At 75.2% G+C, this 13,771-nt stretch carries 15 protein-coding genes; 10 read left to right on the forward strand and 5 right to left on the reverse strand.

The genetic code is table 11. The annotated features are described in order from the left end of the window. Positions 1-2: 2 nt before the first annotated feature. Together HF526_RS16900 and HF526_RS16905 are read right to left on the reverse strand one after the other, a co-directional pair. Positions 3-401 (reverse strand): hypothetical protein, encoded by a 399-nt coding sequence (locus tag HF526_RS16900; RefSeq protein WP_169382414.1) that lies wholly within the window; start codon positions 399-401, stop codon positions 3-5. Continuing rightward, on the reverse strand, positions 388-1,194 hold the full coding sequence (locus tag HF526_RS16905; protein WP_169382415.1) for a hypothetical protein: 807 nt from the start codon (positions 1,192-1,194) through the stop codon (positions 388-390). The genes HF526_RS16900 and HF526_RS16905 overlap by 14 nt, the downstream gene beginning before the upstream one ends. Positions 1,195-1,359: 165 nt before the next feature. Here HF526_RS16905 and HF526_RS16910 point away from each other — a divergent pair, with 165 nt between their 5' ends. The 6 genes from HF526_RS16910 to HF526_RS16935 all read left to right on the forward strand — a co-directional run bounded on the left by HF526_RS16910 (position 1,360) and on the right by HF526_RS16935 (position 7,985). Next, on the forward strand, positions 1,360-1,887 hold the full coding sequence (locus HF526_RS16910) for a PH domain-containing protein (protein ID WP_211177341.1): 528 nt from the start codon (positions 1,360-1,362) through the stop codon (positions 1,885-1,887). Then, entirely contained in the window at positions 1,884-3,437 is a 1,554-nt protein-coding gene (locus tag HF526_RS16915; RefSeq protein WP_169382416.1) for a PH domain-containing protein, read from the forward strand. Before HF526_RS16910 ends, HF526_RS16915 begins: the two co-directional genes overlap by 4 nt. A gap of 672 nt (positions 3,438-4,109) precedes the next feature. Beyond that, positions 4,110-4,901 carry a glycosyltransferase family 2 protein gene (locus HF526_RS16920; RefSeq protein ID WP_239028780.1) on the forward strand — a complete coding sequence of 264 codons (792 nt, stop codon included), beginning with the start codon at positions 4,110-4,112 and terminating at the stop codon, positions 4,899-4,901. Between the two features lie 51 nt (positions 4,902-4,952). Beyond that, entirely contained in the window at positions 4,953-5,972 is a 1,020-nt protein-coding gene (locus HF526_RS16925) for a glycosyltransferase (protein WP_169382417.1), read from the forward strand. Beyond that, positions 5,965-6,714 (forward strand): tRNA (guanosine(46)-N7)-methyltransferase TrmB, encoded by a 750-nt coding sequence (gene trmB, locus HF526_RS16930; RefSeq protein WP_169382418.1) that lies wholly within the window; start codon positions 5,965-5,967, stop codon positions 6,712-6,714. The genes HF526_RS16925 and trmB overlap by 8 nt, the downstream gene beginning before the upstream one ends. A 56-nt stretch (positions 6,715-6,770) precedes the next feature. Beyond that, complete coding sequence (locus HF526_RS16935; RefSeq protein ID WP_338051531.1) at positions 6,771-7,985, forward strand: nitric oxide synthase oxygenase; 1,215 nt, start codon at positions 6,771-6,773, stop codon at positions 7,983-7,985. Positions 7,986-7,995: 10 nt separating this feature from the next. On the opposite strand, the gene paaI is transcribed toward HF526_RS16935, so the two are convergent. Then, on the reverse strand, positions 7,996-8,385 hold the full coding sequence (paaI, locus tag HF526_RS16940; protein WP_169382433.1) for a hydroxyphenylacetyl-CoA thioesterase PaaI: 390 nt from the start codon (positions 8,383-8,385) through the stop codon (positions 7,996-7,998). Positions 8,386-8,559: 174 nt separating this feature from the next. Here paaI and HF526_RS16945 point away from each other — a divergent pair, with 174 nt between their 5' ends. Together HF526_RS16945 and HF526_RS16950 are read left to right on the forward strand one after the other, a co-directional pair. Then, the gene (locus tag HF526_RS16945; RefSeq protein ID WP_338051532.1) at positions 8,560-9,240 is read left to right on the forward strand and encodes an NYN domain-containing protein; all 681 of its coding nucleotides are present in this window, start codon (positions 8,560-8,562) and stop codon (positions 9,238-9,240) included. 22 nt (positions 9,241-9,262) lie between these two features. After that, the gene (locus HF526_RS16950; RefSeq protein WP_169382419.1) at positions 9,263-10,582 is read left to right on the forward strand and encodes an amidohydrolase family protein; all 1,320 of its coding nucleotides are present in this window, start codon (positions 9,263-9,265) and stop codon (positions 10,580-10,582) included. Between the two features lie 204 nt (positions 10,583-10,786). Here HF526_RS16950 and HF526_RS16955 read toward each other — a convergent pair whose 3' ends face one another. Further along, positions 10,787-12,040: a D-arabinono-1,4-lactone oxidase gene (locus HF526_RS16955; RefSeq protein WP_169382420.1), complete on the reverse strand. Its 1,254-nt coding sequence runs from the start codon at positions 12,038-12,040 to the stop codon at positions 10,787-10,789. Between the two features lie 172 nt (positions 12,041-12,212). Here HF526_RS16955 and HF526_RS16960 point away from each other — a divergent pair, with 172 nt between their 5' ends. Together HF526_RS16960 and HF526_RS16965 are read left to right on the forward strand one after the other, a co-directional pair. Next, entirely contained in the window at positions 12,213-12,479 is a 267-nt protein-coding gene (locus tag HF526_RS16960; RefSeq protein WP_169382421.1) for a hypothetical protein, read from the forward strand. Next, positions 12,476-13,408, forward strand: a complete 933-nt coding sequence (locus HF526_RS16965) for a hypothetical protein (protein WP_169382422.1) — start codon at positions 12,476-12,478, stop codon at positions 13,406-13,408. Before HF526_RS16960 ends, HF526_RS16965 begins: the two co-directional genes overlap by 4 nt. 147 nt (positions 13,409-13,555) lie before the next feature. Here HF526_RS16965 and HF526_RS16970 read toward each other — a convergent pair. After that, the coding region (locus tag HF526_RS16970; RefSeq protein WP_211177342.1) for a hypothetical protein at positions 13,556-13,771 on the reverse strand (216 nt) is incomplete at its 5' end.

The following is a 13,771-nucleotide window of genomic DNA, read 5'->3' on the forward strand; positions in this document are numbered from 1 at the left end:
GATCACCCGACCGGCCACCGCCACGGCCACCACCACGGGCCGGGGTCGGGGTCGGCGGCCGACCCCGCGTCGAGGCCGTGCTCGGAGCCGTTCTCGGCGCCGTTCTCGGCGCCCGCGCGCACCGCAGCCGCCCCGGGCCCGGCCGTGGCATCGACGGTCGTCCCGCCAGGCCCGATCCGCAGCACCTGGTCGGCCAGGCCGTCGCCGTCGAGGTCGGTGTGCAGCACCAGGTCGGCCCCGTCGATGGTGAGCACGGTGTCGGCGTCGCCGTCGCCGTCGGTGTCGGCGCCGTCCGTCCCGATCGGCAGCCCGGGCCCCGCCGGATCGGCGTCGCCCGGGCCGTCCAGATCGTCGATCGCCGACGGCCGACGCAGCGCCGGGTCGGGTTCACCGCGCGGCACGGGCGTCCACCCCCGGGGCCAGCGCACGCAGCTCCGCGTCGACCTCGGCCCGGCGCCGGGCGACCGCGGCGTCGAGCGCCGCACCGGCCCGCTGCTCGAGATCGAGCAGCCGGCGCCCGAGCTCGGCCTCCAGGCCCGCCCGGGCGACCGCCAGTGCCTCGGCCGCCCACCGGCCCAGCCGGGCCCGGTCGAGGGCCACCCGGCGCGCCCACACCGTGGCCGCGAGCGCGGCGAGGCCGAGCCCGGCGGCGAGCGGCAGCACCGCCGGCCCACCGAGCGCGGGCAGTCCCAGCACCGGCAGCCCGACCGCGGACAGCACCCCGAGCCGCCAGGCGCCGGCACCGCCCGACGCCCCGGCGAGCAGCAGCGCGCGGGCCGCCCCGGCCGGCGGGTCCGGCCGGGGTACGCCCGCCGACACCCCGATTCGCCCGCCCGAAGGGGTGATCCTGAGGGGGAGATCGTCCGCGGGAACGGACCGTTCGGCAGCGATTCGACGCAGCGGGGGCAGGGCGAGCGCGATCAGTCGATGCCCTATGTTCGCCTCCACGCAATCCAGGGCCCCGACCAGCAGCACCGGGAGCCGCCGGCGTCCCGCCCGGCCCGCGCGATCGACGTGCACGCGGATCTCGCGGCCCAGCTCCGCCAGCGCGGTGGACACCTCGGCGGTCAGGGTGAGCCTGGTCAGGGCCAGGCTGGTGCGGATCTCGGCGCGGTGGCCGCCGGCCAGCAGGAGCCGTTGCGCGCGCAGCTCGGCGCGACGGCCCCGCACGGCGTCGGCGTACCGGTCGGGCATGACTGCAGCATGGCAACACAACCGCGGCCACGAGCGACATCACCGGGAAGGTTCGCGATCGCGAACGGGACGCCGGCCAAGCCGCCCTGGCGTCGGCGGTCGACCGGCTACCGGTAGAACGGCGCGATCGTTGGTCCGCTAGACACGGGGAGTCGGGGGGAGGCGATGAGCGGGATGGGCACGGGGGGAACATCCACGCCGGCGCCGGAGTGGACGGTACGGCTGCGGCCGCCGCGCAACGCGTTGGACGCGCGCGCCGTCGGCTGGTGGCGCGCACACTGCCTGCTGTCCGCGGGCCTGCCGGGGCTCGCGGTCGCCGCGCTGGGACTGGCCGCGGTGCAGCCGTGGCTGCTGGTCCCGGCCGCGGTGGTCGCCGTGCTCGGCGGCGCGGCGACGGTGCTGCTGCCGCCGCGGTGGTACCGGCGGCACCGATGGGAGATCACCGACACAGCCGTGTACAGCCGGTCGGGCTACCTGCGGCAGGAGTGGCGGGTGGCCCCGATGTCGCGGATCCAGACCATCGACACCACGCGCGGGCCGCTGCAGAACGCGTTCGGCCTGGCCACCCTCGTGGTGACGACGGCGTCGGCGAAGGGCGCCGTCACCGTCGTCGGGCTCGACCAGCAGGTCGCGGCAGATCTCGCCGAGCAGCTCACGCTGAACACCGCGCACATCCCGGGCGATGCCACATGATCGATGCCGAGGAGGGCCCCGAGGAGGGGTGGACGCCGCTGGACCGGCGCACCGTGGCGGTGACCGCGGTGCTGATCACCGGCGCCGCGGCCGGCGCCGGAATCCCGGCGATCATCGGCATCGCCGCCGGCCGCTCGGTCGGGTTCGCGCTGGCCTGGGTGTTGCCGGCCGCCGCGGCGCTGGTCGTCTCCGGTGCGCTGTACGACGAGGTGCGCTGGCGCCGGACCCGGTACCGCATCGGCCCGTCCCGGGTGGATCTGCAGACCGGGCTGCTGGTGCGCACCCGGCGCAGCCTGCCGCTGGACCGGGTCCGCAGCGTCGACATCACCGCCGGTCCGCTGCTGCGCGCGTTCGGCCTGGTCGTGGTGCGGATCGGCACCGGGCAGCACGGCGGGACGGGGGAGCGCACCCTGGAGCTGCGGCCCGTCGAGCGCGAAGAGGGCGACCGGCTGCGCACGGTGCTGCTGGACCGGGTCCGCTCCGCCGGCGGCTGTTCGGCCGAGGCCGCCGACGGCAGGCTCGCCTGGCTCGACCCGCGCTGGGTCCGGTTCGCGCCGCTGTCGTTCGCCACCCCGCTGCTCGGCGTCGCGGCCGTGGTCGCGCTGCTGCAGATCGCCGACCGGTTCGGCCTGCAGAACTCGCAGCTCACCGAGGTCGTGCAGGTGCTCGACGGGCTGCCGCTGGTGGCTGTCGGTGTGTTGCTCGCGGTCGTGGTGCTGCTCGTCGGGGTGCTGGGATCACTCGGGCTGTTCGCCGAGATGTGGTGGAACTACCGGCTGGACCGCGAACCCGGAGGGACGTTACGGGTGCGTCGCGGGCTGCTGACCACCCGGTCGATCTCGCTGGAGGAATGCCGGCTGCGCGGTGTGGAACTGGTGGAGCCACTCGGCGGCCGGCTCGCCGGGGCGGCCCGGGTGGATGCCGTGACCACCGGCCTGACGAGCGGGAAGGACGACCGGACCACCGAGCACACGACTCTGCTGCCGGCCGCGCCGCGCCCGCTGGCCCACCGGGTCGCCGCGGTCGTGCTGGGCGAGCCGGTCTCCCCGACGGCGTCGGTCCGGCTGGCCGCGCACCCACCCGCCGCGCGCCAGCGCCGGCTGCGCTGGGCGCTCGCGGCCGTGGCGGTGCCGGTGCTCGTGCTCGCCGCGCTCGGCCTGCTGGTGACCGATGTACTGCTGATGCCGGCCGGGATCGTCGCGGTGCTCGCCGGGCCGGTCGCGGTGGTGCTGGCCCTGGACGCCTACCGCAACCTCGGGCACGGGATCACCGGCGGGTACCTCGTGATGCGCTCCGGCACGATCCGGCGCAGAACGGTCGCGTTGCAGCGCAACGGAATCATCGGCCTGACCGCGAAGCAGTCGATCTTTCAGCGGCGCTCCGGACTGATCACGATCACGGCCACCACAGCGGCCGGCGCGGGCGCGTTCTCGGCGTACGACGTCGACGCGTCGGCGGGGCTGCGCTTCGCCGAGGAGGCGGTGCCCGACCTGCTCGGGCCGTTCCTGGAGTGCGACGGGTCGGCCCCGCTGCTGGCGCGGCGGGTCTGACCGCCGCGCCGCCGAGCGCGGTCACCGCACCACCCGTCCACGCCGGCAACCGGGTGACCTGCCGGGATCCGGGACGGCCCGGAGACCCGCCACCGGGCCGCGCGGGACGGGACGACGCCGGCCCGCCCGGGACCGCGCCCGGCGCGGCGGCCACGGCCTTCGCCGCGGACCGGGAGTCCGCAGTGGAAGCGGGCCGGGAGTCCGCGGTGGAATCCGAAGTGGACCCCATGGCCGGAGAACCGCCCCACGACCAGGGACGACAGCTCCGCACCCATGTCGTCCAGCTTCCGGCCGAGCCGGCGCAACTCGGTCGCCCGCACCGTGATCCGCTCAGCCGAATCGTCCGGTCCGGACATACCGGTGCGGATGAGGATCAACCGGCGCGCAATGATGCGTACTCCTACGAGCCCTCCGGGCACCAATCCGTCAGGTTCCCCCGACGGGTGGGTGGTTCGGGTGAGTTGCCGATCAAGCGCAACCCATTCACGGGGCCATCGTTGTATTGATGGAGCGGACCTGTATGGAGGTTGTGTGAGCGCCGTTTCGCCCGCCCGTCCGGCCGTCACACCTGGCCGCACGCCGATGGGGCAGCCGCATGCGCCGGTTCCCGCGCACGCGGTCGCGCCGCCACACCCGATGGGCCCGCCGCCGAACGGGATGGTCCGCAGGCCCATGCGCCGCCCGCGCCCCCGGCCCTACCCGCGGCGCTCCGCGTTCCCCGCGGTGACCGTGATCGTGCCGACCCGCAACGAGGCACGGAACCTCGAGATCGTGCTGCCCGCCATCGCCGCAGTCCGCCCGGCGGTGCACGAGATCATCGTGGTGGACGGGCACTCCACCGACGACTCCATCGGCGCCGCGCGGCGCACGCTGCCGTGGGTCCGGGCGATCACCCAGACCCGCAAGGGCAAGGGCAACGCGATGGCCTGTGGGTTCGCCGCGGCCACCGGCGACGTGATCGTGATGTTCGACGCCGACGGCTCGGCCGACCCCGCGGAGATCCCGGCGTTCGTCGCCGCGCTCGTCGCGGGCGCGGACTTCGCCAAGGGCAGCCGGTTCGCCAAAGGTGGCGGCAGCGACGACATCACGCTGCTGCGCAAGACCGGCAACGCGGGCCTCAACGGGGTTGCGAACGCGCTGTTCGGCACGTCGTACACCGACCTCTGCTACGGCTACAACGCATTCTGGGCCGACCTGCTGCCGCTGCTCGAGCTCCCCGACGTCAACGCGCCCGCCCCCGAGGAGGGCATGCTGTGGGGCGACGGGTTCGAGATCGAGACGGTGTTGAACTGCCGTGTCGCCGCGGCCGGCCTGAGGATCACCGAGGTGCCCTCGGTCGAGCGGCAGCGGATCTTCGGTGAGACGAACCTGAGGACCTTCGCGGACGGCACCCGGGTGCTGCGTACCCTGCTGGCCGAGCACCGGCGTGCCGAACGCCGGAAGAACGACCGCGCCCAGCGCTGAGCTCGAGCAGTCACCGGGGGCGGCCACCCGACACCAGGAGGCGACCGCCCTGTGAGCCCCTTCCCGCCTGTCGTCACGGCCAGCGTGGTGATCTGCGCCTACACCGAGAAGCGGTGGGACGACATCAAGGCGGCGGTGCGATCGGTGGCCGCGCAGACCGTGCGCGCCGCCGAGGTCCTGGTGGTCGTCGACCACAACGGCCGGTTGCTCGACATGGCCCAGCGGGAGTTCGGCCCGCATGGGATCCGGGTGCTGCCCAACCTCAACGCGCAGGGCCTGTCCGGTGCGCGGAACACCGCGATCGCCGCCGCGCGCGGTGAGGTCATCGTCTTCCTCGACGACGATGCCGCGGCACGACCGGGCTGGCTGGCCGCACTGCTCGCACCCTACGCCGACCCGGCCGTCGCCGCGGTCGGCGGTGTCGCGCACCCACGGTGGCCCGTCACGAGCAACGGGGGCCGCCCGGCCGTGCTGCCCGGCGCCGCCCCGGCCGATCCCGACGCGACCGGCGAGCTCGACTGGATCGTCGGGTGCACCTACACCGGGCAGCCGACCGAGCGGGCCGAGGTTCGCAACCTGATGGGCTGCAACATGTCCTTCCGCCGTGAGGTCTTCAAGCGGATCGGCGGGTTCGCCGAGGACATCGGCCGGATCGGCAAGAACCCGCTGGGCTGCGAGGAGACCGAGCTCTGCATCCGTGCCCGGCAGGCCTACCGGCGCAACGGCGAGCCGATCCGCATCGTGTTCGAGCCCCGCGCCGAGGTCGACCACCGGGTCAGCGAGGACCGCGTCGAGTGGGCCTATCTGCGCCGGCGCAGCTGGGCCGAGGGACTGTCGAAGGCGGCGGTCTCCAAGCTCGTGGGCAGCGACGACGCGCTGTCCACCGAGCGCAGCTACGTCGCCAAGATCCTGCCCGCCGCGGTGGACCGCGAGCTGCGGCGCGGCGCGTACGCCTCGGCCGCCGCCGTCGTGGTCTGCCTGGCCTGGACCAGCGCCGGGTACCTGCGCGGCAAACTGCCCGGCGCGACCTCGCACGTGCGGCTCCCGGCCGCCTCGAACTCCGGTGTCTGAGCCCACGCCGCCGGAGCGCAGGCGGATCCCGAGCTTCGTCCACCACCGCAGCCGGCTGACCGACGGCCAGCAGCGGGCCTGGGACCGGTGGTGGCCGGTGCACGGCCGCGACGTCACCGATGTCGTCTCGCGGGCAGAACCGTTCGACGCGCAGTCCTGGTTCGGCCGGTGCGCGCCGCTGATCCTCGAGATCGGCTCGGGCATGGGGGAGTCGACGGCCGCCCTGGCTGCGGCCGCGCCGGAGATCGACCACATCGCCGTCGAGATCTACGAGCCGGGGCTCGCGCAACTGCTGATGCGCATCGAGCAGGCCGGGCTGCACAACGTGCGACTGCTCCGCGGGGACGCCGTCGACCTGCTGCGGGAGTCGATCCCGCCGGACTCGCTCGCCGGGATCCGAATCTTCTTCCCGGACCCGTGGCCGAAGCGCAAGCACCGCAAGCGCCGTCTCGTCCAACCGGAGTTCGTCGCGCTCGCGGCGTCCCGGCTGGCGCCCGGCGGGACGCTGCACCTGGCCACCGACTGGGAGGACTACGCGATCCAGATGCGGTCGGTGTGCGACGCCGAACCGACCCTGCGCAACGCCGCGGCCGATCAGCCGGGTGGCTGGACCGCTCGTCCATCCTGGCGGCCGCTGACCAAATTTGAACAACGCGCCGTGAGCGAAGGACGGGAAGTTCACGATCTGCTGTACCACAGATGTCACGGTCAGGCTAACGATGACTTACTGAGCGTCACATAGTAAAAAGGTATAGCCCCGATCCGGGGGCACTGGGCGAGTGAAGGCGGAGGACGTTAGTGACCGCACTCGTCGACGGTCCAGGCACGCTGCCCGGATCATGGGACCACCGCGGTGCACGTCCTCCCGCCACCAGCGGGTGCCCCGTCGCCGGTCCCGGCGGCGCCCCGCAGCCCCCCGCGGCGGTCCAGCCGGTCGATCCGGAGGAGGCCCGCAGCTTCGTCGAGCAGTTCTACGCCGAGGCCAGCCCCTCGGTCCCGCTCGCCGACCGGCTGCGCCAGGTGCGCGACGAGATCGCGGTGACCGGAACCTACGTGCACACCCCCGAGGAGCTGACGTTCGGGGCGCGCGTGGCATGGCGCAACTCGGCCCGCTGCATCGGGCGGCTGTACTGGAACGGTCTGCGGGTCCGGGACCGGCGCCACGTCACCGAGCCCGCGCAGGTCGCCGCCGAATGCGTCGAACACCTGCGGGAGGCCACCCGCAACGGGCGCATCCGCGCCACGATCACCGTCTTCGCCCCGGACCGCCCGGGGCGTCCCGGGCCGCGGATCCACAACGAGCAGCTGATCCGCTACGCCGGCCATCGCGCCCCGGACGGTGTGGTGCGCGGCGACCCCCGCTACGCCGACTTCACCGACCAGGTCGTCAAACTCGGCTGGCCGCGCCCGCAGCCGCTGGGCCGGTTCGACGTGCTACCGCTGATGATCTCCGGCCCGGACCGGCGTCCGCGGCTGTTCGGTCTCCCGCCGGACGCAGTGCTCGAGGTGCCGCTGCGTCACCCCGAGCACGCCTGGTTCGCCGACCTGCGGTTGCGCTGGCACGCCGTCCCCGCGATCAGCAACATGCCGCTGGAGGTGGGCGGCGTCTGCTACGCAGCGGCCCCGTTCAACGGCTGGTACCTCAACACCGAGATCGGCGCGCGCAACCTCGCCGACACCGACCGCTACAACCTGCTGCCGGTGATCGCCGCTCGGCTCGGGCTGGACACCAGCTCGGTGCGCACGATGTGGCGCGACCGCGCCCTGGTCGAGCTCGTCCGTGCGGTGCAGCACTCCTTCGACGAGGCCGGCGTGACCATGGCCGACCACCACACCGAGTCCGAGCGCTTCCTCACCCACGTGGCCAAGGAGGAGAGCGCCGGCCGGCGCTGCCCCGCCGACTGGAGCTGGATCGTGCCGCCGATGTCCGGCGGGCTCACCCCGGTCTTCCACCGCTACTACGACGAGCCGGACCCCGACACCCGGCCCGCCTTCCTGCCGCCGACCGACTGACCGGCCGCCCTCAGACGGTCGGCGGGCCGGCCAGCCCGGGCACCGTCCGGGTGCGGCCGCGGAACTCCGCGACGACCTCGCCGCCGGCGCGCACGGTCACGTCGTAGAGCCCGGAGCGGCCCACCAGCGCTCGCTCCCCGGCCTCGGCCACCAGTTCGTCGCCGAGCCGGGCGGGGCGCAGGAACGCGATGTCCGCGCCGGACGCGACCGCCGAGACCCCATGGCTGTTCGAGGCGTACGCCATCGCCGCGTCGGCGAGCAGGAACAGGTAGCCGCCGTGGCAGATGCCGTGGCCGTTGACGTGCTGTTCGGCCACGGTGAGGGTGACCCGGGCCCGACCGGGTCCCACATCGATCAGCCGAACCCCGGCGCCGCGGCCGGCCGCGTCGGCCCGTTCCATCGCGGCCGCGGCGGACCGGGCCACCGCGAGCGCGGGGTCGGCGCCCTCCGTCGTCGTCCGGGATTTCTCAGCCACCTGCACAGTCTGACCGTCGATCCCCGGTCGCGATCATCAGCGTTGCTTCAGCCCGGCGGAGCCGCGCCACCGGCGGCCCGGCCGGTGCAGCCCCGGCCGGTGGTGCGGCTCCGGGATAAAGTCGGCCACCATGAGCCCTACCTGCTCGTCGAGGCGAGCATCGTGACGTCCCTCGCGCCCCCGCCCCGGGTGCTGCTGGTCTGGGACGCGCCCAACATGGACATGAGCCTCGGCTCGCTGCTCGGAGCCCGCCCCACCGCGACGTTCCGGCCGCGGTTCGACGCGGTCGGCCGCTGGCTGCTGGACCTGGCCGGGCCGGATGCGACCGCCGAGGCCTGCGTGTTCACCAACGTGGCCCCGGGCAGCACCGAGGTGGTCCGCCCCTGGGTCGAAGCCCTGCGCAACGTCGGTTTCGCCGTCTTCGCCAAGCCCAAGGTCACCGACGACTCCGACGTCGACGACGACATGCTGCGGCACATCGAGATGCGCGCCGAGGAGGGCGCCCTGCGGCACGTGGTGGTGGCCTCCGGCGACGGCCGGGCGTTCCGCGAGCCGCTGGAGAAACTCGTCGAGCGGGACACCGCCGTCACCGTCATCGGGTTCCGCGAGTACGCCAACTTCGCGCTGAGCTCCGAGCTCATCGACTTCCTCGACCTCGAGGACATCGACGGGGTGTTCCGCGAGCCGCTGCCGCGGATGACGCTCGACACGCTGCCCGACGAGGGCGCCTGGCTGCCGCCGTTCCGGTCGCTGCGATCACTGCTGGAGCCCCGTCGATGAACCCGGCCCTGGCGTCGGCGGCGTGACCGCGCTCCGCCTGACCGCGCCGGTCGCGCTGCCCTGCGACCCGGGCTGCTCGGTGCTGCGCGACGCCGTCGTCGACGTGGACGCCGAGGGCCGGATCGCCTGGGTCGGCCCGCGGGCCGAGGCGCCGGCGTCCGACGCGCCGGTGCGGAACCTGCCCGGGCTGCTGATGCCCGGACTGGTCAACACCCACTGCCACACCCCGATGACCATGCTGCGCGGCATGGGCGGGGACCTGCCGCTGCTGCGCTGGCTCCAGGACGTCATGTGGCCGGCCGAGGGCCGGCTCACCGCCGAGGACGTCCACGCCGGGATGGTCTCGGGCTGCATCGAACTGCTCCGCACCGGCTGCACGACCAGCGTCGAGATGTACTTCTTCACCGACGCGGTGATCGACGCGGTGCGGACGGTGGGGTCCAGGGCCGTCGTGACGCCCGGGATCATCGCCGTGCCGGGCTGGGATCGGCTGGGCAGCTGGGAGGACATGCGCGACGACGTGTCCGCCCGCATCGACGCCGACGGGCTGCGGTCGGGCCCGGGTGAGCGGATCGAGCTCGGCTACGGCCCGCACGCCGCCTACACGCTGCCGCCCGAGGCGCTGGCGTCGGTGGGCGAGCACGCCCGGGAGCGCGGGGCGCTGGTGCACATCCACGTCGCCGAGTCGGCGGAGGAGGACCTCGCGCAGCGCGCCGCGTACGGCTCGGTGCCCGCGATGCTCGACGGGCTCGGCGTCCTGGGCGGGCGGGTGCTGGCCGCGCACGGGGTGCAGCTCTCCGACGCCGACATCGCCACGCTGGCCGGCCGGGGTGCCGCGGTGGCGCACTGCCCGGGTTCGAACGCGAAGCTCGCCGCCGGCATCGCGCGCGTGGTGGACATGCGCCGGGCCGGGGTGCGGCTCGGGCTGGGTACCGACGGCCCCGCGTCCGGCGACGACCTGGACCTGTGGCACCAGGCCCGGCTCGCCGGGCTGCTGGCCCGGGTGAGCAGCGGCGACGCCGCCGCGCTGACCGCCGCCGAGCTGCTGGTGCTCGCGACCCGCGACGGCGCCGCCGCGATCGGCCGCGACGACCTGGGCGCGCTGGAGCCCGGCCGATGGGCGGACGTGGTGCACGTGGCGCTGGACGACCCGGCGTTCGTCGCGCCCGAGGACGACGCCCAGCTGCTGTCCAACCTGGTGTGGGCCGGCGGCGCACGGCTGGTCCGGGACGTGTGGGTGGCCGGCGAGCAGGTCCTCGACGCCGGCGAGCCGACCCGGATGGACCGGGTCGCGGCGCAGGAGGCCGTGCGCGCGGTCGCGGCCCGGTTGCGCCGGGGCTGAGCGCGCTGCGGGGCCGCCACCGGACCCGCAGCCGGGTGACGCCAGGTGGAGCCACCCGGCCACACCGGCACAGCCATCCGGTCGACCCGGCGACCCGGTCACACCCACTCGGCCTCTCGGGAGGGGGCGACTCGCCGTCCCGTAAGGGGCGACTCGCCCTCCCGAAAAGGGCGACTCGCCCTCCCGAAAAGGGCGACTCGCGGGTTAGGGGCCGAGGAGGGTGGTGAGGTGCTCGTTCGCGAAGCGGCGTTCGGGGTCCAACCGGTCGCGGGCCGCCCGGAAGTCGCCCAGCCGCGGGTAGGCCAGCTCCACCTCGTCGGCGGTCCAGTCGTGCCGGCCGGCCCAGTGCGGGCGCCCGTCGGCCGCCCCCAGCACGGAGCCGACCAGGCCGAACAGCGGACCGGGATCGACCCCGCGCGGGGATCGCACCGCGATCCACGCCGTGGCCCGCCCGGATGCCGGATGCAGCCAGCCGGTCTCCGCCGCCCCCACCCGGATGCCGATCGGCGCGCGCAGCTCGAGGCCGCGCGCCGTGGTCGCCGCGCTGAGCTCGCGCAGCACCGGGCCGAGGGCCTCCCGGGGCACCGCCCACTCGGTGAGCTCGTGGCGCTGCGGGCGGGAATCAGGCAGCAGCCGGTAGGCCGGGCCGGTCACGGCGCCGCCCCAGCGCGCCGAGCGTCGCAACGTGGGCGCCAGCCGGGACACCATCCGGCCCAGCGCCTCCGCGGATCCGGTGGCCGCGGCGCGGACCGGGTCCCGATGGGCCGGCTCGGCCCGGCCGCCGGCATCGTCCGGGTCGACGGGGTCCCCCCAGCGCGCCAGGGCCTCCCCGCTGGGCACGTGCAGTTCGACCTCGGCCCACCGGTGCGTGTCGAGGACCCCGCCGCCGCCCAGCAGCTCGGCGGCCTCGCCGGGCTCCTCGTGGACGTGCAGCAGGAACGCCGGCACGGTCCGCAGCTCCACCTCGGTGAGCACCCCGAGCGCACCGAGACCGACGCGCACCGCGTCGAGCTCCGGGCCCTCGATGCGCCGGACCGCGCCCACCCCGTCGATCAGCCGCGCCCCGGTGACCAGGGCGGACAGCGACCCGACGGCGGCCCCGCCGCCGTGCGTCCCGGTACCGATCGCGCCGGCGACGGTGATCGCATCGGTGTCCGGGACGACCTCGAGGGTGCGCCCGTGCTCGGCCAGCGCGGCGTACAGCCCGGCCAGGGTCGCCCCGGCCCGGACCCGCACCCGATCGGTTCCGATGGCCACGACGCCGGTCAGGGCCGAGCAGTCCAGCTGCACGTCCCCGGTGACCGAGAGCGGGCTCCACGAACGGCCGGCGCCGACCGGGCGGATCCGGAGCCCGCGATCGGCCGCGCGCGCGATCGCGGCCACCACCCCGGCCTCGTCCAGGGGCCGATCCGTCGCCCGCGGCCGGCACTCCAGCCCGCCGGACCAGTTGGTCCACATCCGGGAGAGCCTAGAACGTCGCGTGCGGGTCCCGTTTGATCCACCGGAGCGGTTGGTCAGCGTTTCGGCCCGCGCCGCAACGCCGATCGGCGAACTCACGGGAACCGGGCGCCCCTGCGATCCGTCGAGTACGGCCATGACGTACCAGGGGTTCGCAGTCCATACCGATGCCATGCGCACGCACGCCGGACGGCTGCGGGAGGCAGCGGGCCGGTTCGGCGGGGCGGGGAGCACCGCGGCCGCCGTCACGCTGCACACCGACGCGTTCGGCCTGATCGGCACCGCGCTCGCGGGCGATGCGCTCACCTTGGCCGGCCTCGCGGCCGGCGGGCTGAGTGCGCAGGCTGTGGCCGTGGATCTCGTCGCCCGTGGGATCGACGAGATGGCCGACGCCTACGACGAGGTCGAGCGCCGCATCCGCGACGGGTTCGGCCGATGAGTGCGCCGGGGCTGGTCGTGGAGCCGGTGGCGGCCCCGGCCGACCCGACCGAGGGCGCCCGGTTGCTCGACAGCGTCGCCGACGTGGCCGACGCGCTGCAGGCCGGGGACTGGGCCGGCGGCCTGCTCGGCCTCATGAGTGGCGGCACCGAGATCGCCGCGTTCCTGCAGGATCCGCTCGCCGAGCTGATCGCCGCCGGACTGGGCTGGCTGATCGAGCACGTGCCCCAGCTGCGCGAGCCGTTCGACCAGCTCGCCGGTGACCGGGCCGCGATCGAGGCGCTCGCCCTGACCTGGCGCCGCATCGCCGAGGAGGCCGAGGAGGCGGCCACCGGCCTGTGTGGGGCCGTCGATGCCGACACCGCCCCCTGGCGCGGCCCGGCGATCGAGGCCTACCGGCCCGTCGGGTACCGCCTGGCGACGACGGGGTCGGTGGCCGCCGGCGCGGCCGGGGTCGCGGCGGTCATCGTGGAGAAGGCCGGCCATCTGGTGCTGGCCGTCCGGGCGGTGGTGCGCGACGAGCTCGCGAAGGCGGCCGCCGACCTGATCGCGACGTTCCTGCGCAGCCTCGTCCTCGTCGGCACCGGGGTCGGGGTGGTCGCGCTCGCCGGGCTCCTGGTGCAGCGGGCGCTGAGCTGGGCGGGCCGGCTGCTGGAGTGGGTGCGGCGGGTCGGCGAAGCGCTCACCGTGCTCCGGGGCCTGATGGACCGGCTCGTCCCGGCGCTGCGTCCGGGCCCGGGTCCGATGGCCGGGCCGCGGATCCCGGGCGTTCCCCGGCCGCCGCGCTTCCCGGCCGCTGCACCGCGCGACCCGGACGGGATGCGCCCGCCGGCCGGGCGGGGCGGCGGACCCGGGCCCGTCGACGCCGGGTGGCCGCTGGCGGTGGAGGTCGGCAAGGAGGACCACCAGGAACCGCCCGTGACGACGTGAGACTCCTGATCCGGTCCCGGACACGACGGAGGGCCGGGGCCGCGATCCGGGTGGTCGTCCGGATCGTGGGCCACCGGCCCTCATCGTGCGGCGACCCGCTCCCCAGCGGTCGCTGCCACCCGCGGCGCCGTCGGCGCCGCGGGGACGTCACCAGTCGTGCCCGGCTCCCGCGCGGACCGCGGTCAGCTGGCGGTGCCGACCGGGACGCTCCGGCATCGCGTGTGCGCCCTCGGAGCGACGCACCCGCTGGACGGGCTCGCGGGACGGCGCCGGCACCAGGGCCTGGACCGGGATGGGCGCGGTCAGCGGGTCGCGGCGGAACGCGACGAGCGGATCCACCGGCGGGGCCGAGCGGACCGGCGG

The sequence above is a fragment of the Pseudonocardia acidicola genome (genome assembly GCF_012911935.1).
In the GTDB taxonomy this organism is placed as follows: domain Bacteria; phylum Actinomycetota; class Actinomycetes; order Mycobacteriales; family Pseudonocardiaceae; genus Pseudonocardia; species Pseudonocardia acidicola.

What these genes read in the sequence shown, in the direction of transcription:
- HF526_RS16960 (WP_169382421.1), top strand. Translation starts at nt 12,213, where the DNA reads ATGCGCACGCACGCCGGACGGCTGCGGGAGGCAGCGGGCCGGTTCGGC.
- HF526_RS16920 (WP_239028780.1), top strand. Translation starts at nt 4,110, where the DNA reads ATGCGCCGCCCGCGCCCCCGGCCCTACCCGCGGCGCTCCGCGTTCCCC.
- HF526_RS16905 (WP_169382415.1), bottom strand. Translation starts at nt 1,194, where the DNA reads ATGCCCGACCGGTACGCCGACGCCGTGCGGGGCCGTCGCGCCGAGCTG.
- HF526_RS16915 (WP_169382416.1), top strand. Translation starts at nt 1,884, where the DNA reads ATGATCGATGCCGAGGAGGGCCCCGAGGAGGGGTGGACGCCGCTGGAC.
- HF526_RS16955 (WP_169382420.1), bottom strand. Translation starts at nt 12,040, where the DNA reads ATGTGGACCAACTGGTCCGGCGGGCTGGAGTGCCGGCCGCGGGCGACG.
- HF526_RS16910 (WP_211177341.1), top strand. Translation starts at nt 1,360, where the DNA reads ATGAGCGGGATGGGCACGGGGGGAACATCCACGCCGGCGCCGGAGTGG.
- HF526_RS16965 (WP_169382422.1), top strand. Translation starts at nt 12,476, where the DNA reads ATGAGTGCGCCGGGGCTGGTCGTGGAGCCGGTGGCGGCCCCGGCCGAC.
- paaI (WP_169382433.1), bottom strand. Translation starts at nt 8,385, where the DNA reads ATGGAACGGGCCGACGCGGCCGGCCGCGGCGCCGGGGTTCGGCTGATC.